Annotated in this window: 22 protein-coding genes and 1 pseudogene; 6 read left to right on the forward strand and 17 right to left on the reverse strand. The window is 42.5% G+C overall.

Annotated features, from left to right (window positions below):
* Window positions 1-57 precede the first annotated feature (57 nt).
* The 10 genes from K6984_RS03445 to K6984_RS32410 form a co-directional block, all read right to left on the reverse strand.
* Window positions 58-660, reverse strand: coding sequence for a cadherin-like domain-containing protein (locus K6984_RS03445; protein ID WP_221894235.1), 603 nt, complete (start codon window positions 658-660; stop codon window positions 58-60).
* Window positions 611-1,714 (reverse strand): tandem-95 repeat protein, encoded by a 1,104-nt coding sequence (locus tag K6984_RS03450; protein WP_221894236.1) that lies wholly within the window; start codon window positions 1,712-1,714, stop codon window positions 611-613. The genes K6984_RS03445 and K6984_RS03450 overlap by 50 nt, the downstream gene beginning before the upstream one ends.
* 11 nt (window positions 1,715-1,725) lie before the next feature.
* The gene (locus tag K6984_RS03455) at window positions 1,726-2,163 is read right to left on the reverse strand and encodes an Ig-like domain-containing protein (protein ID WP_230987901.1); all 438 of its coding nucleotides are present in this window, start codon (window positions 2,161-2,163) and stop codon (window positions 1,726-1,728) included.
* A 36-nt stretch (window positions 2,164-2,199) separates the two neighbouring features.
* Window positions 2,200-3,498 (reverse strand): transposase, encoded by a 1,299-nt coding sequence (locus K6984_RS03460; RefSeq protein ID WP_221894238.1) that lies wholly within the window; start codon window positions 3,496-3,498, stop codon window positions 2,200-2,202.
* Between the two features lie 254 nt (window positions 3,499-3,752).
* Window positions 3,753-3,884, reverse strand: a complete 132-nt coding sequence (locus tag K6984_RS32400; RefSeq protein ID WP_263458641.1) for a hypothetical protein — start codon at window positions 3,882-3,884, stop codon at window positions 3,753-3,755.
* A gap of 27 nt (window positions 3,885-3,911) precedes the next feature.
* The gene (locus K6984_RS32405) at window positions 3,912-4,040 is read right to left on the reverse strand and encodes a hypothetical protein (protein WP_263458596.1); all 129 of its coding nucleotides are present in this window, start codon (window positions 4,038-4,040) and stop codon (window positions 3,912-3,914) included.
* Window positions 4,041-4,365: 325 nt separating this feature from the next.
* Complete coding sequence (locus tag K6984_RS03465) at window positions 4,366-4,950, reverse strand: transposase (RefSeq protein ID WP_221894239.1); 585 nt, start codon at window positions 4,948-4,950, stop codon at window positions 4,366-4,368.
* Window positions 4,860-5,093, reverse strand: a complete 234-nt coding sequence (locus tag K6984_RS03470; RefSeq protein WP_221894240.1) for a hypothetical protein — start codon at window positions 5,091-5,093, stop codon at window positions 4,860-4,862. The genes K6984_RS03465 and K6984_RS03470 overlap by 91 nt, the downstream gene beginning before the upstream one ends.
* Window positions 5,094-5,113: 20 nt before the next feature.
* Entirely contained in the window at window positions 5,114-5,482 is a 369-nt protein-coding gene (locus K6984_RS03475) for a hypothetical protein (RefSeq protein WP_221894241.1), read from the reverse strand.
* A 27-nt stretch (window positions 5,483-5,509) separates the two neighbouring features.
* Window positions 5,510-5,638, reverse strand: a complete 129-nt coding sequence (locus K6984_RS32410) for a hypothetical protein (RefSeq protein ID WP_263458642.1) — start codon at window positions 5,636-5,638, stop codon at window positions 5,510-5,512.
* A 494-nt stretch (window positions 5,639-6,132) separates the two neighbouring features.
* Here K6984_RS32410 and K6984_RS03480 point away from each other — a divergent pair, with 494 nt between their 5' ends.
* Window positions 6,133-7,431 carry a transposase gene (locus tag K6984_RS03480; RefSeq protein WP_221894242.1) on the forward strand — a complete coding sequence of 433 codons (1,299 nt, stop codon included), beginning with the start codon at window positions 6,133-6,135 and terminating at the stop codon, window positions 7,429-7,431.
* On the opposite strand, the gene K6984_RS03485 is transcribed toward K6984_RS03480, so the two are convergent.
* The 3 genes from K6984_RS03485 to K6984_RS03490 all read right to left on the reverse strand — a co-directional run bounded on the left by K6984_RS03485 (window position 7,373) and on the right by K6984_RS03490 (window position 10,085).
* Window positions 7,373-7,771 carry a helix-turn-helix domain-containing protein gene (locus K6984_RS03485; RefSeq protein ID WP_221894243.1) on the reverse strand — a complete coding sequence of 133 codons (399 nt, stop codon included), beginning with the start codon at window positions 7,769-7,771 and terminating at the stop codon, window positions 7,373-7,375. The genes K6984_RS03480 and K6984_RS03485 overlap by 59 nt on opposite strands.
* Before the next feature lie 911 nt (window positions 7,772-8,682).
* Window positions 8,683-8,811, reverse strand: coding sequence for a hypothetical protein (locus K6984_RS32415; RefSeq protein ID WP_263458643.1), 129 nt, complete (start codon window positions 8,809-8,811; stop codon window positions 8,683-8,685).
* 59 nt (window positions 8,812-8,870) lie between these two features.
* Window positions 8,871-10,085 carry a transposase gene (locus K6984_RS03490; RefSeq protein ID WP_230987878.1) on the reverse strand — a complete coding sequence of 405 codons (1,215 nt, stop codon included), beginning with the start codon at window positions 10,083-10,085 and terminating at the stop codon, window positions 8,871-8,873.
* An 88-nt stretch (window positions 10,086-10,173) separates the two neighbouring features.
* Here K6984_RS03490 and K6984_RS03495 point away from each other — a divergent pair, with 88 nt between their 5' ends.
* The 5 genes and pseudogenes from K6984_RS03495 to K6984_RS03515 all read left to right on the forward strand — a co-directional run bounded on the left by K6984_RS03495 (window position 10,174) and on the right by K6984_RS03515 (window position 13,854).
* Window positions 10,174-10,893: a transposase gene (locus K6984_RS03495; RefSeq protein ID WP_221894244.1), complete on the forward strand. Its 720-nt coding sequence runs from the start codon at window positions 10,174-10,176 to the stop codon at window positions 10,891-10,893.
* A 40-nt stretch (window positions 10,894-10,933) separates the two neighbouring features.
* Entirely contained in the window at window positions 10,934-11,176 is a 243-nt protein-coding gene (locus K6984_RS35615; protein WP_338024440.1) for a methyltransferase, read from the forward strand.
* A 70-nt stretch (window positions 11,177-11,246) separates the two neighbouring features.
* A pseudogene (locus K6984_RS03505) lies at window positions 11,247-11,609 on the forward strand (class I SAM-dependent methyltransferase); the annotation flags it as partial.
* Window positions 11,610-11,620: 11 nt separating this feature from the next.
* Window positions 11,621-12,223, forward strand: coding sequence for an IMPACT family protein (locus K6984_RS03510; RefSeq protein WP_221894245.1), 603 nt, complete (start codon window positions 11,621-11,623; stop codon window positions 12,221-12,223).
* Between the two features lie 332 nt (window positions 12,224-12,555).
* Window positions 12,556-13,854: a transposase gene (locus tag K6984_RS03515; protein ID WP_221894003.1), complete on the forward strand. Its 1,299-nt coding sequence runs from the start codon at window positions 12,556-12,558 to the stop codon at window positions 13,852-13,854.
* A 60-nt stretch (window positions 13,855-13,914) separates the two neighbouring features.
* Here the strand turns inward: K6984_RS03515 and K6984_RS03520 are convergent, their stop codons facing one another.
* The 4 genes from K6984_RS03520 to cysN all read right to left on the reverse strand — a co-directional run bounded on the left by K6984_RS03520 (window position 13,915) and on the right by cysN (window position 19,854).
* Window positions 13,915-14,055, reverse strand: a complete 141-nt coding sequence (locus K6984_RS03520) for a hypothetical protein (RefSeq protein WP_221894246.1) — start codon at window positions 14,053-14,055, stop codon at window positions 13,915-13,917.
* A 401-nt stretch (window positions 14,056-14,456) separates the two neighbouring features.
* Window positions 14,457-17,288, reverse strand: a complete 2,832-nt coding sequence (uvrA, locus tag K6984_RS03525) for an excinuclease ABC subunit UvrA (RefSeq protein ID WP_221894247.1) — start codon at window positions 17,286-17,288, stop codon at window positions 14,457-14,459.
* A 6-nt stretch (window positions 17,289-17,294) separates the two neighbouring features.
* On the reverse strand, window positions 17,295-18,179 hold the full coding sequence (galU, locus tag K6984_RS03530; protein WP_221894248.1) for a UTP--glucose-1-phosphate uridylyltransferase GalU: 885 nt from the start codon (window positions 18,177-18,179) through the stop codon (window positions 17,295-17,297).
* 46 nt (window positions 18,180-18,225) lie between these two features.
* Window positions 18,226-19,854, reverse strand: a complete 1,629-nt coding sequence (gene cysN, locus K6984_RS03535; RefSeq protein WP_221894249.1) for a sulfate adenylyltransferase subunit CysN — start codon at window positions 19,852-19,854, stop codon at window positions 18,226-18,228.
* Window positions 19,855-20,027: the final 173 nt, after the last annotated feature.

Raw genomic sequence — 20,027 nt, forward strand, 5'->3', positions numbered from 1 at the left:
CGTATACCATTCGATCAGTTCAAAACGCAATAATAACAGGAATGTCTTTACAGTGCTTTATGAGCTCTCTTGTGGCGAGGTTAGTTTTGCCGCCTCAATTGATAGGGGAACACTGATGTTATAGCTAAAGCTATCAAGTCCGGCATAATCTGTTACAGGCGTATATTTAAAACTACCGTCCTTATTCAGTTGCACACTACCATTTGTTGGTTGACTGACAATCAATGCCGTCAACTGATCTGCATCAAGATCTATATCATTAGCCAATACACCCTGAGTGGCGCTGATCTGCAACACGGTATTCCGCGCTGTGCTGTAGCTATCAGCTCCTGCCAGAGGTGGATGATTGGTATGATTAACATGTAAGGTCACAGTGACAATCTTGCTGTTTAAGTGACTGTCACTAGCCATATAGGAATAGCTATCAACGCCCTGAAAACCGGGAGCCGGTTGATAGGTGAAGCCGCCGTCTAAGTCCTGATGCAATGCGCCATTAGCTGGAAAAGTCTGAATCAAAACAAACAGCTTATCGCCATCTATATCCAGGTCATTTGCCAATAAGCCCGGAGCTGGAATAGTTAAAATGCCATCTTGGACCACACTGTAGGCATCACCCGGGGCCGCTATAACCGGGATCAGGTTTATAGGTAAATGAACCATCCAGCATCATTTGCAGGGTACCATGGCTGACGCTAGTTGGGATATTGCTTACCAGTAGTGTATCGCCATCAATATCCAGGTCATTGGCTAACAGTCCATTGGCGGTTGTTACTGTTAAAAGGTCACCCTGAGTTATGGTATAGGCATCAGCATTCGGTAGTACAGGATGGTTAACATGGGTTACTGTAATGGTGACTGTTGCCACGACACTATTAACTTTTCCATCATTCGCTTTGTAGGTAAAACTGTCTGTACCAAAAAAACCGAAGTTGGGTTTATAAGTAAAGCTGCCATCAAGACTCATCTGTAAAGCACCATTAGCCACTGATGAAACTATACTATTCACGCGCAAGATATTACCATCAACATCATGGTCATTGGCCAGCAGTCCTTTGGCTACAGTTACTTTCAAGAAACCATCTTCACCCACAGAATATAAATCATCAGTTGCCACAGGCGCATCATCCACTGGATGTACGTTGATGGTAATTGTTACCTCATTACTCAGTAAATGTCCGTCCCAGGCTTTATAAGTAAAACTATCCGTACCATTAAAGTTGGTGTTTGGGGTGTAAATAGAGCTACCATCCCAAGGAACCCATTTCACTTTTCCGTGCGCAGGAGCGCTGGTTTGTAATCCAGCAAAGGTGTCTCCATCAGGGTCGATGTCATTGTTTAACACACCCTGAGCTGAAGTCACCTTAATGGGCGTATCTTCAGGCGTGTTATAGACATCAGCCTGAGCTACAGGGGCATCATTAACTGCATGAACGTCAATGCTGACTGTCGTTTCATTACTCCCTAACGTGCCATCTGAAATCTTATAGATGAAACTATCCAGGCCATTAAAATTAGGATTAGGCGTATAGCTAAAACTACCATCGAGATTAAAATTCACGATTCCGTTTGCCGGATTAGTAAATTTAAAAGCCCGTAGCTTATCTCCGTCTATATCACTATCATTAGCCAATACACCTTGCTGCGCAATAATCTGCAATACTGTATCTTCAGGGATCACATAGTGATCATTGACTCCAACAGGTGCATCATTCACCGCATCAATGTTTAACGTACTGTTACCGTGTTACTATCAAGTTGAGCATCGTTTGCTTTATAGCTAAAACTATCCAGACCGTTGTAATTAGTTGCGGGGGTATAGTCAAAGCTGCCATCCTTATTGATCTGTAGCGTGCCGTTGCTAACATTACTGACTAAGCTAACTGTCAGTTGATTATGTTCTGGATCGGAGTCGTTATGAAGTAATCCATGGGCTGCATCAATACTTATGCCAGTATCTTCATGGACACTATAGGCATCCGCCAAAGCGACAGGTGGGTCATTTACCAGGGTGACCGTAATCGTGACAGTCACATCACCCGAACCCAGTTTTCCGTCAGACACTTTATAGATAAAATTGTCATCACCCGTAAAATTAGTAGCCGGAGTATAAACAACTGAAGTTTCCCAATTATTGAGTAGCTGAAATACACAATGCTGGTGTATCGAGGTTTATTTTAGGTGGTTTTGCCATGTTTATCATCAGTGTTCCCCTATCAATTGAGGCCGTGAAACTAACCTCGCCACAAGAGAGCTCATAAAGCACTGTAAAGACATTCCTGTTATTATTGCGTTTTGAACTGCCCGAATGGTATACGAGCTGATACGAGATATTCTTGCCTGGAAAAATAATGGATTCACAAAACGATCTCGTTTTTGAGCCTGTTGTTGCCTTATCTCCAGAGCCTCGCTATATTTTTTATCCGATGGATGAATCAATTCTGGCTGTTGTGTTTTTGAAATCTCTTCAAACACGCGCATTAAATTATAGCTCATTGCAGTCAGGCGCATTTGATTTTCAAGTGAGCGGGTATTGGAAGACCAAGCTTTAGTTTCCTTGAAATTACTTTTAGTGTTATTGAATGTCTTTTCAATCGTCCATCGCTTGAAATACAGCATGGCAATGGTTCCAGGGTTAATAGTCATTGGCAAGGTTGTCATAAACCGGTGAAGTTTTCCGGTTTCTGGATCACGGTAATCCACCACGTTAAATTTGATGCCCTTGTTTTCGTACACACTGTATGCTTCAACCCCTGTATTGATCTCATGGCGGGAGTCAAAAGGGATAGACTCAACCAGAGTCGCAATTGAATTTTCTTTTAGCATTGAAATCATGTAATTAGCATGTCGTTTCTGCCGATCCCACCAGACAAAGTCGGTGACGGCTTTATCGTAGACATAGAGATGTTTCTGAGAGCTGTTATTTCCCTTGTTTTGCTTTTCAATATGATCTCGTAACACAGGTATTTCTTGATGCCTCTGAGTTCCATTTGTCACCAGACAAAGAAATCTGAGCAACCCACTTCTGAGATTCAACGCGTAAATCCCCCCGGCCGCATAAACTTTCCCCTTGCTGTTTTTTTCAGTACGGCAGGCATGATCAATAAAATGTCCATCCGCTGCTTCTATGGTGTATTCGTCAAGTTCCGGTAATGCTTTAAGATAATCAATGTCTTGCGATAGCAGTGTTTCAGAGTGAAGATGGTAGCTCTGCTGTTCAAATGCCTCAAGCATACTTGTTCGTCTATGCGACTTCAGTGATTTAAAATACGTTGAGTGGGGAAGCAGCTGGCCATAAATCTGTTCATTGGTTTGGAGGAAATGGCGACCACTATCGACTACACTGATACAGCGTAATAACCCAAGGCGAATAAAGTCGATATCCTTCAACTCTGGGCATGAACGAGCCCACAAAGGATGACGCTCTGCTAACAGGGCACGTTCCATACTTTCATTGCAGTGTTGGTGAATATGTTCAGAGAGTGGTAGGTCTTTAAGCATGGGTGATATCCGTTTATGAGGTGATTAAAACGGAAATTTTTAGAAAAATTTTTTCGGCAATTGCAAGCTTTATTTGAAATTATTTGTTGTTTTTTTACGGTGCCTACAGAGTGTCTATTTGCTGTTATAAGTGATTAAAATCAAAAAGATGGAAATATTCGAGTGGTGCTACCTTCAGGTAGGTTATAGGCTGCTTTGTTTAGGTACTTCTTCTTTCAATGGGAACACTGATGATGTTTATAGCAAACCCCTACTTAATTCCCCCGCTGAAAATCAGGGAAACGGAGCCTAAGCGAAGTGATGATTTTTAGTCCGCGATAGCCGTAGGGCCGTTGTTTTGTCGGAGTCTGAGCGTTAGCGAAGGTGGAGACAAAATAAAAGGCCATCCGACACGGCGTCAAGTCATTTGGAGCCTATGTTCCGACCCCTTGTTGGGTCGGGACGAGGTGACGAGGACGAATCGGGGCCGCCGGAGGCATAAGTGGTCGCGTTAAGTTTTTGCTGCTTGCTTGGGCTGGGATGCCCAAAACAAGCTTTCGCAAAAATAGCGACTCCCCGATTAGGCAATAGCATTTGAAACGAATGAAAAGACTATTTTTTTCATATAGCTGTAGCATATTTTCAATTTTACCATAAATAATTATTGGGAAACTTCAGATAGTAAAATTCTACCCAGTATTTTAGAATGATTTGATTTCATTTTTCTAGTGTAGTAATTATTCGGGGTTGATAAGCAGGGTATTTTATAGATTACTGCTATTGAATATAATTATCTATTACTCTGTCTAAAAAAGTTATTGTACTAGTAGAGGAAAGTCGAACTATAGTTTCTCAGATAAATAATTTCCAAATTTGGAGCGCTTAAACTTAGGCGGTAACAACGAAATCTTCCCGCAATTTTTGCATAACACAAATCACTTTACTGGCATCATGCATATAAGTGTTAAAAGTTTGCACAACTGAATCATGAAGATCTTCAAAAGTTTTAAAATACTTCATATGAGTCGAATCGCGTTTCGTATTTTTCCATAATTTCTCAATCGGATTAAAATCCGGCGAGAACGCAGGGAGACGTTCTACTGTCAAACGATCTACATTAGCTAACTTAAATTCCTTAATAACACCGCTTCCATGATACGGGGCACCATCTTCAATTAGAATAATCTTGCCTTTATAATAAGCCAGCAATTGTGTTAAAAACTCAACATAGCTTTCACCATTAAAACGCCCAGATGTTTCAGCGTGTTGTAATATCATTGGCTTATAACTCTCGATTAAGACGTTGTCGGCAATAGAATATATCGCTTCCATAAAAAGCTTCTGTGTTGGATATTTCTCATTTTTTAAGCTTTTAAGAATAGCTAAAAATTCTTGAGGCAGCCCACGCTGAAAATCATGGAAACGGAGCTTAGCGAAGTGGTGATTTTTAGTCCCTGATAGGCGACAGGGCAATTTGCTGATTCGACGTGTGCTAGCAGCACGCGAGAGGAGCAAGAATTGCATTCCGAATAGCCGTCCAGCCAGTGAGGTAGTAATGACGAAGCGGCTTTTGTGCGTAGTCGTTGCGGACGCAGGGCGTTCAGGGCATCTCCCATCCGCTGCGTAGGTGAACGAATTATGGCGACAGGAGTCCCGGAATTTCGTGAGGTAGCATGGCGCGCCTGGCTTCTTTTAAAAGTCTAAGTGACTTTGGTTTTATCTCATAAGCCAATGATTCTCGGTATTGAAAACTCCCTCCTTCGAGTTCGATCGTACCAAACATTTTCAACCCTTTTCGAATCCCTGATGTTTTCACTGTGGGTTGCTCTCCTATTGGAGCCCAGGTTCGTGCCAATGAACCCCACATAGCAAATGACACCTCACGCTGAAAATCCTGGAAACGGAGCTTTAGCGAAGTGAAGATTTTTAGTCCGCGATAGCCGTAGGGCCGTTGTTTTGTCGGAGTCTGAGCGTTAGCGAAGGTGGAGACAAAATAAAAGGCCATCCGACACGGCGTCAAGTCATTTGGAGCCTATGTTCCGAACCCTTGTTGGGTCGGTACGAGGTGACGAGGACGAATCGGGGCCGCCGGAGGCATAAGTGGTCGCGTTAAGTTTTTGCTGCTTGCTTGGGCTGGGATGCCCAAAACAAGCTTTCGCAAAAATAGCGACTCCCCAATCACCGAATAAAACGACACTCTTTTCTTCTACCGCCTTTTCCATAATGGCAGGCAATGTTTCTTCCAGCCACGTTTTTCTTTCAGGCTCGTACTTTTCTTCTTCTTGGCGATCAGTCACAAAACGAGCTTTTTGATAACTGAAGCCCAGTTTTTTCATTAGGCTTGATAAATAGTTCAAGTTATAACGACTTCAAATTTTAACCAAATAAGCTCGGCAATCATCGCAGTATTCCATATTCCACACATCAGTGTTCCCATTGAAAGAAGAAGTACCTAAACAAAGCAGCCTATAACCTACCTGAAGGTAGCACCACTCGAATATTTCCATATTTTTGATTTTAATCACTTATAACAGCAAATAGACACTCTGTAGGCACCGTAAAAAAACAACAAATAATTTCAAATAAAGCTTGCAATTACCGAAAAAAATTTTCTAAAAATTTCCGTTTTAATCACCTCATAAACGGATATCACCCATGCTTAAAGACCTACCACTCTCTGAACATATTCACCAACACTGCAATGAAAGTATGGAACGTGCCCTGTTAGCAGAGCGTCATCCTTTGTGGGCTCGTTCATGCCCAGAGTTGAAGGATATCGACTTTATTCGCCTTGGGTTATTACGCTGTATCAGTGTAGTCGATAGTGGTCGCCATTTCCTCCAAACCAATGAACAGATTTATGGCCAGCTGCTTCCCCACTCAACGTATTTTAAATCACTGAAGTCGCATAGACGAACAAGTATGCTTGAGGCATTTGAACAGCAGAGCTACCATCTTCACTCTGAAACACTGCTATCGCAAGGCATTGATTATCTTAAAGCATTCCCAGAACTTGACGAATACACCATAGAAGCAGCGGATGGACATTTTATTGATCATGCCTGCCATACTGAAAAAAACAGCAAGGGGAAAGTTTATGCGGCCGGGGGGATTTACGCGTTGAATCTCAGAAGTGGGTTGCTCAGATTTCTTTGTCTGGTGACAAACGGAACTCAGAGGCATCAAGAAATACCTGTGTTACGAGATCATATTGAAAAGCAAAACAAGGGAAATAACAGCTCTCAGAAACATCTCTATGTCTACGATAAAGCCGTCACCGACTTTGTCTGGTGGGATCGGCAGAAACGACATGCTAATTACATGATTTCAATGCTAAAAGAAAATTCAATTGCGACTCTGGTTGAGTCTATCCCTTTTGACTCCCGCCATGAGATCAATACAGGGGTTGAAGCATACAGTGTGTACGAAAACAAGGGCATCAAATTTAACGTGGTGGATTACCGTGATCCAGAAACCGGAAAACTTCACCGGTTTGTGACAACCTTGCCAATGACTATTAACCCTGGAACCATTGCCATGCTGTATTTCAAGCGATGGACGATTGAAAAGACATTCAATAACACTAAAAGTAATTTCAAGGAAACTAAAGCTTGGTCTTCCAATACCCGCTCACTTGAAAATCAAATGCGCCTGACTGCAATGAGCTATAATTTAATGCGCGTATTTGAAGAGATTTCAAAAACACAACAGCCAGAATTGATTCATCCATCGGATAAAAAATATAGCGAGGCTCTGGAGATAAGGCAGCAACAGGCTCAAAAACGAGATCGTTTTGTGAATCCATTATTTTTCCAGGCAAGAATATCTCGTATCAGCTCGTATACCATTCAGGCAGTTCAAAACGCAATAATAACAGGAATGTCTTTACAGTGCTTTATGAGCTCTCTTGTGGCGAGGTTAGTTTCACGGCCTCAATTGATAGGGGAACACTGATGATTCCACAATGAAATCCATTGTCTTCTGGGCCTTTCTTTATCAACTCAACTAATTTATTTTTCTGGTCTTTAGTTAACTTTGACTTCCGACCACGTCCTTGATAGTGTTGCCCTATTAACCAACCGACACCTTTATGCATGAATGTTTTCAGCCAATTTATAATGGTTTTTTCACAGACTCCCATTAGGCGTGCTATTTCTTTGATTCCCATGCATTCACTGAACCAGAGTAGAGCTTGAGTTAATCGATATAAACGAATATTACTTAGCTTGAGAGCTGTCGCCATATTTTTTTTTAGTCGGTCTACAATTGACTTTGAAAAAGTGAGGGATACCATTTTTGACTGTTTCCGTTAGTGTTGGGACGAAAATTATAAGCCAGTTTCCCCTCTGTCGTTTTTGTTTGTTCGGAAATTAATTTTCTGAAAGTCTATATAAGCATTGGTAGCTCTTTTGGATAGCTTAAATAACCCGGGAAATAATCTGGTATTGTGCAAGTCATTCGCTTAACAATTGCAAATATTCATAAAAATCCATAAGTAATGGAGCTTACTATTTATGGTTAGAAAATACAATTGCCGAGATTGTGTGATAGCGCACAATTTCAGAAAAAATTTAATCATGCGCTGGGTGGAATAGTGTATTTTCCAGCACAAGACACACGAAAACATATCAAATCTGTCATCATATATCGCGTACGTATTTATAGGTTGAGGGTGTTTTACATGTCACGTTTGTGCCGGAAAACGCTATGCTATTCCCGCCCTACGCCTGTTTTAATCGATGTTGGTGAATATGTTCAGAGAGTGGTAGGTCTTTAAGCATGGGTGATATCCGTTTATGAGGTGATTAAAACGGAAATTTTTAGAAAAATTTTTTCGGCAATTGCAAGCTTTATTTGAAATTAGTTGTTGTTTTTTTACGGTGCATACAGAGTGTCTATTTGCTGTTATAAGTGATTAAAATCAAAAAGATGGAAATATTCGAGTGGTGCTACCTTCAGGTAGGTTATACTCGATGTTCAAGTTTTTCCATCCCATTGCCATCAAACTCTTACCTTCACCCAGCAGAACAATACTTTAATGATGCTGTTGGCCCTACGCTGAAAATCAGGGAAACGGAGCCTAAGCGAAGTGATGATTTTTAGTCCGCGATAGCCGTAGGGCCGTTATTTTGTCGGAGTCTGAGCGTTAGCGAAGGTGGAGACAAAATAAAAGGCCATCCGACACGGCGTCAAGTCATTTGGAGCCTATGTTCCGACCCCTTGTTGGGTCGGGACGAGGTGACGAGGACGAATCGGGGCCGCCGGAGGCATAAGTGGTCGCGTTAAGTTTTTGCTGCTTGCTTGGGCTGGGATGCCCAAAACAGGCTTTCGCAAAAATAGCGACTCCCCGAAGCGCCCTAAATCTCTGCCAATCATATGTTTTCCTGATGGCATCAGTTGAAACACATCGACTTTATTAATTCACCTAACTCTTTCAGCTTATCACCAGGATCTGGAAACTCTAGCAATGACGTGATGAACTCAAGCAGTACATCCATTTGAGACTTGCGCTGTAAGCTTCCTACGGTATACGCAGGTAGTTTGCTTTCAATGCGGGCTATTTGCTCTGGGTGAAGGAGAAGACAATGGTCAAACAAAAGACTCAGAATCAGGCCACGGCTTGATCCCTCTTCATCTAATTGTTTGGCCTCACGCCCCCATCCTTCATAAAGCTTCCAGTCCTCAAAGAAAACCTCAATCAGCCATCTCAACGTATAGGCTTGAATAATATCTTGTGTGCGCCAAGTCAGGTCTGTCGCCACTAAATAGCGATAGTAGTTTTCACCGTCATATTTTAAGGCAATGACAAAGCGTTTTTTACTGTGAGAACTCACCTTTAATCGTGCACTGCTGACAGTCACTTTAATCTCTTTGCCGCCACGTACACGTATTATCTGATCAATGCCTTTGTTAATCGAATTAAAGTAGCTCTCGACTGACCTTATTCTACCTCTATATTCAATATTTTGGTTTTTACGTAATTGGCTAATCACCTGCGAGCCTCCAGATTCTTTAGCGGCTTCGTCCATAAAGGCTTTTTCACCATACAGCGCATCAGCCAGTACGCCTTTAATTTTAATCAGGCTATGCGCAACTTTAAACTCTTTTAATAAGCCTAATGCAATCTCTGTTTTGGTTGGGTAGGCACTGTCACGTTCAGGCTTAATAGGCCGATCTTTTTTTGCTATACCGCTCTTTTTCAACCGTTTATCTTCTTTATCCCACTGCTTTAAGGCTGGATCCGGCATATAAAAGAAAAAACCGACAGGCACTGTAATGGATGAGGTAACTAGCAGCAATAATACTATCGTTTGTCCATTAACATACCCGCCGGAGCCTTTGTGTTTCTGCTTGTAAACCTTATAAATACGTTTTGTAGACTTAGATCGTGCTCGGTCTGATTCATCAAAGGCCAACACACCTTCAGTAATGCCATAACGTTTTAAAATTAAGACCACACTCACCCGTAGCAACCAGTCCCAGGGTATACTTGCTTTACGAAACACCCAGGATAATGCGGCTACTTTGCAATCTCCAAGGCTTGCTCGCTCAAACTTAGCCCAGCAAACAGAGTTCATTAGCAGTATGCCCGTTAAACAAGTGCCCAACCAAGCGGCTTGAATCCGTGTTAAAGCGGCTCCGGGTTTTAGCTGATTGAGCGCATCATTTAAATCGTCAATATAGCTTTGGATAAAGGTGGTGGGGCATTCATTAACATGGGCTTACACCGATAAAATTACAACAACCTCAGAATACCTGATTTTACCTTCTCAATATCAAAAACTTGAACATCGAGTAAAAGAAAATTCAATTGCGATTCTGGTTGAGTCTATCCCTTTTGACTCCCAGCATGAGATCAATACAGGAGTTGAAGCATACAGTGTGTACGAAAACAAGGGCATCAAATTTAACGTGGTGGATTACCGTGATCCAGAAACCGGAAAACTTCACCGGTTTGTGACAACCTTGCCAATGACTATTAACCCTGGAACCATTGCCATGCTGTATTTCAAGCGATGGACGATTGAAAAGACATTCAATAACACTAAAAGTAATTTCAAGGAAACTAAAGCTTGGTCTTCCAATACCCGCTCACTTGAAAATCAAATGCGCCTGACTGCAATGAGCTATAATTTAATGCGCGTGTTTGAAGAGATTTCAAAAACACAACAGCCAGAATTGATTCATCCATCGGATAAAAAATATAGCGAGGCTCTGGAGATTAGGCAGCAACAGGCTCAAAAACGAGATCGTTTTGTGAATCCATCATTTTTCCAGGCAAGAATATCTCGTATCAGCTCGTATACCATTCGGGCAGTTCAAGACGCAATAATAACAGGAATGTCTTTACAGTGCTTTATGAGCTCTCTTGTGGCGAGGTTAGTTTCACGGCCTCAATTGACAGGGGAACACTGATGATCCTGTTACATATCAGCTGGAAAATACCGATTACCAGATTACTAATCATGCCAATGTCTTTTCGCATAAAAACCTGGATATAGGCACGCGTTTTTTTCTTGAGCATTTACCTAAAGGTAATCAGTATCAGCAGGTCATTGATCTTGGTTGTGGAAATGGTGTAGTAGGACTTGTCTTTGCGGCAAGCAATCTTGATGCTCTATTACTCGATGTTCAAGTTTTCAGCTATAACTGGGCTAAGAAAAGTAAATTTTTCCGGCTTTGTTTTATAAGTGATTGATTTACAATGATGTTGATGCTTTCTTTGTCAGTAAAATCATCAATAAAATCAATCAGTTAAAAAACTTGAACATCGAGTATTACATTTTATAGATGAATCCTATATGGCACTGGCATCTGCTAAGCACAACTACCAGCGTGCATTTAAAGGTCGAAGAGCAACTTATACTACGGCTGATGCATTAACAGGTTTTGCGCCTGATACTGTATATCTGATTTTATGTAATCCACCTTTTCATCAGCAAACTACAATAGGCAGCCATATAGCCATGCGTATGTTTCAGCAGGTAAAACAGATATTACGTGTGGATGATGAGCTCTGGGTTATCGGCAATCGTCATCTGGGTTATCAATCTAGTCTGAAAAAATATTTTTCTAAAGTTGAGTTAGTTGCATCGAATGCTAAATTCACTATTCTTAAAGCTTCCAGTTGAGGGTGCCTAGAGTGCAGTGTGTTAAATCACCAATCCAAATAGAAGAGACAATTAAGAAATCAAGCTTTATAGGCTTAATTTATCCCTGTAGCAGTGAAGCGGAGGCGACCACATATTTAAATGTTTTGCGTACGCATCATGCATCTGCGAACCATATCGCATTTGCCTATCGTATAAAGACAGATAAAGGCACGGTATGTCGCTTTAATGATGCGGGGGAACCCTCTGGAACAGCTGGAAAACCAATCTTTAAATATATCGAAGGACATGAGCTGATCAATGTACTATGTGTCGTGGTTCGTTATTTTGGTGGAATAAAATTAGGCGCAGGGGGCTTAACTCGTGCCTATGGTAATACTGCAAAACAAGCAATTGAAGCCGCTGATATTAACGAGTTTATTGAGCTGACAACATTGCTGTTTGTCCTGGATTATCATCAATTACAAGGATTTGAATATACCTTGAACAAGTTTTCGGGAAAAATTATTAACAAGGATTTTACCGGGCAAGTTAAATTTCTAGTGCAACTGCCCGAAAGTCAGTGCGATGATTTTTTAAAGCTTTATCCAGGTGGAGTTTACCAACTGAAGTTTCCCAATAATTATTTATGGTAAAATTGAAACTATGCTACAACTATATGAAAAAAACAGTCTTTTCATTCGTTTCAAATGCTATTGTCTAAGGGGAATTAAGTAGGGGTTTGCTATAAACATCATCAGTGTTCCCATTGAAAGAAGAAGTACCTAAACAAAGCAGCCTATAACCTACCTGAAGGTAGCACCACTCGAATATTTCCATCTTTTTGATTTTAATCACTTATAACAGCAAATAGACACTCTGTAGGCACCGTAAAAAAACAACAAATAATTTCAAATAAAGCTTGCAATTGCCGAAAAAATTTTTCTAAAAATTTCCGTTTTAATCACCTCATAAACGGATATCACCCATGCTTAAAGACCTACCACTCTCTGAACATATTCACCAACACTGCAATGAAAGTATGGAACGTGCCCTGTTAGCAGAGCGTCATCCTTTGTGGGCTCGTTCATGCCCAGAGTTGAAGGATATCGACTTTATTCGCCTTGGGTTATTACGCTGTATCAGTGTAGTCGATAGTGGTCGCCATTTCCTCCAAACCAATGAACAGATTTATGGCCAGCTGCTTCCCCACTCAACGTATTTTAAATCACTGAAGTCGCATAGACGAACAAGTATGCTTGAGGCATTTGAACAGCAGAGCTACCATCTTCACTCTGAAACACTGCTATCGCAAGGCATTGATTATCTTAAAGCATTCCCAGAACTTGACGAATACACCATAGAAGCAGCGGATGGACATTTTATTGATCATGCCTGCCATACTGAAAAAAACAGCAAGGGGAAAGTTTATGCGGCCGGGGGGATTTACGCGTTGAATCTCAGAAGTGGGTTGCTCAGATTTCTTTGTCTGGTGACAAACGGAACTCAGAGGCATCAAGAAATACCTGTGTTACGAGATCATATTGAAAAGCAAAACAAGGGAAATAACAGCTCTCAGAAACATCTCTATGTCTACGATAAAGCCGTCACCGACTTTGTCTGGTGGGATCGGCAGAAACGACATGCTAATTACATGATTTCAATGCTAAAAGAAAATTCAATTGCGACTCTGGTTGAGTCTATCCCTTTTGACTCCCGCCATGAGATCAATACAGGGGTTGAAGCATACAGTGTGTACGAAAACAAGGGCATCAAATTTAACGTGGTGGATTACCGTGATCCAGAAACCGGAAAACTTCACCGGTTTGTGACAACCTTGCCAATGACTATTAACCCTGGAACCATTGCCATGCTGTATTTCAAGCGATGGACGATTGAAAAGACATTCAATAACACTAAAAGTAATTTCAAGGAAACTAAAGCTTGGTCTTCCAATACCCGCTCACTTGAAAATCAAATGCGCCTGACTGCAATGAGCTATAATTTAATGCGCGTATTTGAAGAGATTTCAAAAACACAACAGCCAGAATTGATTCATCCATCGGATAAAAAATATAGCGAGGCTCTGGAGATTAGGCAGCAACAGGCCCAAAAACGAGATCGTTTTGTGAATCCATTATTTTTCCAGGCAAGAATATCTCGTATCAGCTCGTATACCATTCGGGCAGTTCAAAACGCAATAATAACAGGAATGTCTTTACAGTGCTTTATGAGCTCTCTTGTGGCGAGGTTAGTTTCACGGCCTCAATTGATAGGGGAACACTGATGATAAACATGGCAAAACCACCTAAAATAAACCTCGATACACCAGCATTGTGTATTTCAGCTACTCAATCGCTGTCAGCCCCGGACGGGCTGATAGTCTCCAGAAGGCGCAGGGAAATTTGCCAATCCGAAGTGCGCGATAGCGCGCGAGGGAGGCTAAAATTTTATCCCGAATAGCCGTAGAGCCATTTGTGGTAGCCATGACTGAGCTGCTTTGTGCTCAGTCTGTGGCGGACGCAGGGCGGCTGGAGCATCTCCTATTCGCTGCGTAGGTGAACGAATTACGGCGACAGGAGTCCCGGAATTTCGTGAGGTAGCATGGCGCGCCTGAATTGGGAAACTTCAGTTTACCAATAGCCAGCCCGAGTGCATTTTCTTGTTAGTTAACTCGCATTTAATAAACTGTTCAAATGGTTACGATTGACTACGAGTGCAACGAGCCTCGCTCCCAAACTCTGTTTGGGAATGCATGCACAGTAAGCTCTGCTTACCGAACCTACTCACAGCAGAGCTGTTCGTCCATGTATTCCCAAGCGGAGCTTAGCAAATAAGTTTTGTGTGATTGTGATAATTTTTGCACGTTTTTCCTTTGATATTTTTTTGTCAGTTTTTAAAGAAACGCTTTAGATAATGGCCTGTATAGGATTTTTTTATGCCTGCTACATGTTCGGGTGTACCTTCTGCAACGACGGTTCCGCCACCATCACCGCCCTCTGGACCTATATCAATAACCCAGTCAGCAGTTTTTATCACATCGAGATTATGCTCAATAACGATAATGGTATTACCATGGTCGCGCAAAGTATGCAGCACATTGAGTAGCTGCTGGATATCCTGAAAATGCAGCCCCGTTGTCGGTTCATCAAGTATATATAGTGTCTTTCCAGTATCACGCTTGGACAATTCTTTGGATAACTTAACCCTTTGCGCTTCACCCCCAGAAAGGGTGGTAGCATTCTGCCCCAGGGTTATATAGCTTAAACCTACATCTAGCATGGTTTGTAGTTTGCGTGCCAAAGTTGGGACGGGTTTAAAAAAGACAAAGGCCTCTTCTACGGTCATCTCCAGAACTTCGTTAATGGTTTTTCCCTTGTAGCGAATCTCAAGAGTTTCACGGTTATAACGTTTTCCAGAACAGATGTCGCAATGCACAAAGACATCGGGCAGGAAGTGCATCTCTACTTTGACTAGACCATCGCCGCGACACGATTCGCAGCGACCACCTTTCACATTAAAGCTGAATCTTCCTGGCGTGTATCCCCGGGAACGGGACTCGGGTGTGGCTGCAAACAGCTCACGGATTGGTGTGAATAGTCCGGTATAGGTGGCTGGATTTGAGCGTGGGGTTCTGCCGATTGGACTTTGATCTATATCGACCACTTTATCACAGGCATCTAGACCTTCGACTGCATCGCAGGGGGCTGGCAAGCTACTCGAACGGTTGATGGCACGCGCTGCATAGCGATATAAAGTATCATTAACCAGGGTTGATTTTCCGGATCCGGATACGCCTGTTACACAGGTAAAAAGACCGATAGGAAAGTGTACGTCTATATTTTGTAAGTTATTTCCCTGTGCATTACGTACTGTGATCAGTTGTGTGTTGTCAATTGGTGTTAACTGTTTAGCGCCTGTTATGCTTAGTTTTCCTGACAGGTACTGTCCGGTAATGGAGTTCTCATTATTAATCACATCATCAGGCGTGCCCTGTGCAATAATCTGTCCACCATGTACACCTGCCCCCGGGCCTATATCGACTACATGTTGTGCCGCACGAATAGCATCTTCATCATGCTCTACAACGATGACGGTATTACCTAGGTCGCGTAATCTGAAAAGTGTACTTAGCAGACGCTCATTATCGCGTTGATGTAAGCCGATTGAAGGCTCATCCAGTACATACATAACGCCGACTAGTCCTGCGCCGATCTGACTAGCCAGGCGTATTCGCTGTGCTTCTCCCCCAGATAATGTATCGGCACTGCGGTCCAGGGCCAGGTAATCTAGCCCCACATTAACCAGGAACTCCAGACGTTGCTGAATTTCAGTAACAATTTTTTCAGCAATCTGGCCGCGCTGACCGGGTAGATGTAAAGATTGAAAAAACTCAAGCGCCAACCGAATTGGCAGCCTAGTGATTGCATAAATCGGTTTAGCGTCAATAAATACATGTCGGGCTGCTGTATTTAAACGTGAACCAGAGCAACTAGTGCAAACTTTATTCGCTTGATATTTAACCAGTTCATCACGTACCACTTGCGACTCGGTTTCATGGTAGCGACGTTCCATATTCGCAATAATGCCCTCAAAGCTATGGCGCTTCTTGCGCTTTTTTCCACTGCCAGTGATAAATGTGAAGTCGATCGCTTTACGACCACTTCCATACAGAATGACATGTTGTATGTCTTCGCTAAGTTCTTTAAATGGAGTTTCAGCATCAAAGTCGTAATGCTTGGCTAGCGAGCAAATAATCTGGTAATAATACGCGTTACGCCGATCCCAGCCTCTGACTGCTCCTGCAGCCAGACTAAGTTCCTGGTTATGTACCACCAGGTCTGGATCAAAGTGTTGCTTTACGCCTAGACCGTCACAAGTCGGGCAGGCGCCCTTGGGATTATTAAAGGAAAAGATTCGTGGCTCTAGTTCTGCAATACTGTAACCACATTTTGAGCAGGCATATTTTTCAGAAAAAACCAGATGTCTGGGGTGCTTGCTGTCATCATCTATACAAACTGCTGTAGCCACGCCTTCCGCGATTCTCAGGGCGGTTTCAAAAGACTCACTCAGCCGTAACTTAATATCTTCACGAATTTTGAAGCGGTCAATAATGACCTCAATCGTGTGTTTCTTCTTGCCATCCAGCTCGGGTAGTTGATCAAGCTCGTACACTTTGCCATCAATTTGCGCACGTATAAATCCTTGCGCCTGCAAGTCTTCCAGTAATTGCATATGTTCCCCTTTGCGCTCATTCACCACCGGCGCCAGTAGCATCCAGCGCTCCCCCTCCGGTTGTTCCAGTACGTGATCCACCATCTGGCTGATTGTCTGGGCCTCCAGGGACAGACCATGCTCGGGACAGCAAGGGGTGCCTGCTCGGGCATATAACAGTCTTAAGTAATCATATATTTCAGTGATGGTGCCAACGGTAGATCGGGGGTTATGCGAGGTGGATTTTTGCTCGATAGAAATGGCAGGAGATAAGCCTTCGATATGATCTACATCCGGCTTTTCCATCATCGATAGAAACTGGCGGGCGTAGGCAGACAAAGATTCTACATAACGCCGCTGTCCTTCAGCATAAATGGTGTCGAAGGCAAGTGATGATTTACCTGAGCCTGATAAGCCAGTGATAACAATTAAGCTATCGCGCGGCAAGTCGAGGTCGATATTTTTCAGGTTATGCGTTCGTGCTCCACGTATGCTAATGGTATCCATGATGTGTTAGCTTAATCTGCTTGCGAGTTCTTTTAGGTATTTTTTAAAGTCATCCTTTAATTCTTTATGTAATAAACCATGTTCGACTGTCGCAATCAGGAAGCCAAGTTTAGCACCACAATCATATCGCGTGCCTTCAAATTCATAGGCAAGTACCTGCTCATCACTAAGTAAACTTGAAATTGCATCGGTTAACTGTATTTCATTACCCGCACCTTTTTCGGTATTTTCAATTTTATCGAAAATTGCCGACGTTAATATATAGCGACCCACAACCGCCAGATTACTAGGGGCAACATCGGGGGCGGGTTTTTCCACGATGGACTCAACGGTATTGAGTGCTGCTCCGGCGGGCGTTGTTTGCACTATACCGTATTTATCCGTCTCACTTGGGTCTATTCGCTCTACGCCTAAAATAGAGCAGTGGTGCTGGGCAAATTGTTGCACCATCTGGCTCATGCAACCTCGGTCTGCATCTTCCACCAGGTCATCGGCCAGGATAACCGCAAACGGTTCATCGCCCACAACCTTTTTTGCGCAGAGTACCGCGTGTCCCAGACCCAGAGCTTCAGATTGACGTATAAAAACGCAGGTGACATGTGGTGGAATAATATTGCGTACGGTTTCCAGTACTCTGAGCTTGTTTTTTGCCGTTAATTCAACTTCTAATTCGTAGGCTTTATCAAAATGATCAGGGATCGAGCGCTTATTACGCCCGGTGATAAAGATCATGGTATCAATGCCTGCCGCAACGGCTTCTTCTACAGCATATTGAATCAAGGGCTTATCAACAATAGGCAGCATTTCTTTAGGGCTGGCTTTAGTTGCAGGCAGAAAACGTGTGCCTAGCCCCGCAACTGGAAATACTGCTTTGGTGATTTTTTGCGTCATAAATTGTATTCCTTATTAATTTACGGTTACTGGTATGTCTTGGATATTATTGGATAATGTTTTGTTCTTTGAGTGTTGAATGGATTTGATTTAGTGTCGTATTATCCGTATCGAAGCTAAGCTCACAAGAGTCACATGCAGTACAAAGGCAAATCAAGCCAGCATGTTTAACCACAGCAATAGCTTCTTCAATGTTACTTAAGCCGGACGTTAATACTGTTGCAGCGTGGCCTTTATCAAACAGCTTGCGCTCCAGTTGATAGGCAATTTGTTCGGCATGAGTTCCTGTTAAAGCGATAGAGATGGCTTGCTGTCCAAATCTGGCTGCGCGTTCTTCACTGCTAACATCAGTTAATTCGGCATCTGAACTATGTCCGGTAATCATGCCTGCACCAACGGTCACATTAGTCAGGCGGTCGATAATAATAAATGATCCAGTACCCTTGCTACGGGTATAAGCATCAAAAACAACCTGTGCATTAACTGAGACTGAACACCGGCCAATTTCATTTAGCTGCAACTCTTTGGCATCGTGATGTTCCAGGGTATTGACATCAATACGGTGCTGGATATTAGCAATAGAGCCGGAAACACTGCGTGTGGCTAATTTAATTATATATTGCTTGCCGGGTAACAGTGTATTTTCAGTCATCCAGACGATATGCGCATCAAATTTATCGGCTACACTAGGCAGATTGTTACTACAGACGATTGTGTCACCGCGGCTGATATCAATTTCATCGTTCATGGTTAAGGTAACGGCCATCGGTGGATAGGCTTCCTCCAGATCACCGTCAAAGGTGACAATAGATTTGATGGTGCTGGTTTTACCTGAGGGTAAGGCGGTTATTGCATCGCCTTTATGGAAAATGCCAGAGGCAACCGTACCACAAAAACCTCTAAAGTCGAGATTAGGGCGGTTAACATATTGCACTGGAAGACGCGTATCCTGAAAATTATAATCTCCGGAAATCTCCACAGTTTCCAGAGTTTCCATTAAAGATTTACCAGTATACCAGGGCATATTGCTACTTTTGTTGACCACATTATCACCGTCTAATGCAGACAGCGGTATAACATGAATATCGTTCAGGCCATCCAGGTTTTTAATGAAATCCAGATATTCCGCCTTGATTTTTTCATAGGTCGCTTCGCTATAATCCATTAAATCCATTTTATTAATAGCGACTATAATATGCTTAATGCCGAGTAATGAAGCAATAAAACTGTGTCGTTTAGTCTGGGTTTGTACGCCATAACGCGCGTCGATCAGGATAACTGCAAGATCACAGGTTGAAGCGCCTGTTGCCATATTGCGTGTATATTGCTCATGCCCCGGGGTGTCGGCAATAATGAATTTACGGTTTTTTGTTGAGAAATAACGATAAGCCACATCGATAGTAATGCCTTGCTCACGTTCGGCCTGTAAACCATCGACCAAAAGTGCCAGGTCAATTTTACCAGCACCTGTTGTGCCGGATTTTATACTATCCGATTGCGCAGCGGCTAATTGATCTTCATAGATCATTTTTGAATCGTATAATAAACGACCGATCAAGGTGCTTTTGCCATCATCGACATTACCACAGGTTAAAAAGCGGAGTAATTCCTTGCGTTCGTGTTGCGCCAGGTAGGCGTCTATATCGGTACTTATTAGGTCTGATTGGTGAGACATGGTGTTATTCCTGAAAAATATTATAGCGAAAGTTCGAGTGTTAGATGTAGAGCGGACTTCAGTCCGCTATACTCTGTCTGCATTGGTGGACTAAAGTCCGCTCTACCATAGAGTATTAAAAACTGAAGTTTCCCAATAATTATTTATGGTAAAATTGAAACTATGCTACAACT

It is taken from the genome of Bathymodiolus japonicus methanotrophic gill symbiont (assembly GCF_019721995.1).
Taxonomy (GTDB): Bacteria; Pseudomonadota; Gammaproteobacteria; order Methylococcales; family Methylomonadaceae; genus Methyloprofundus.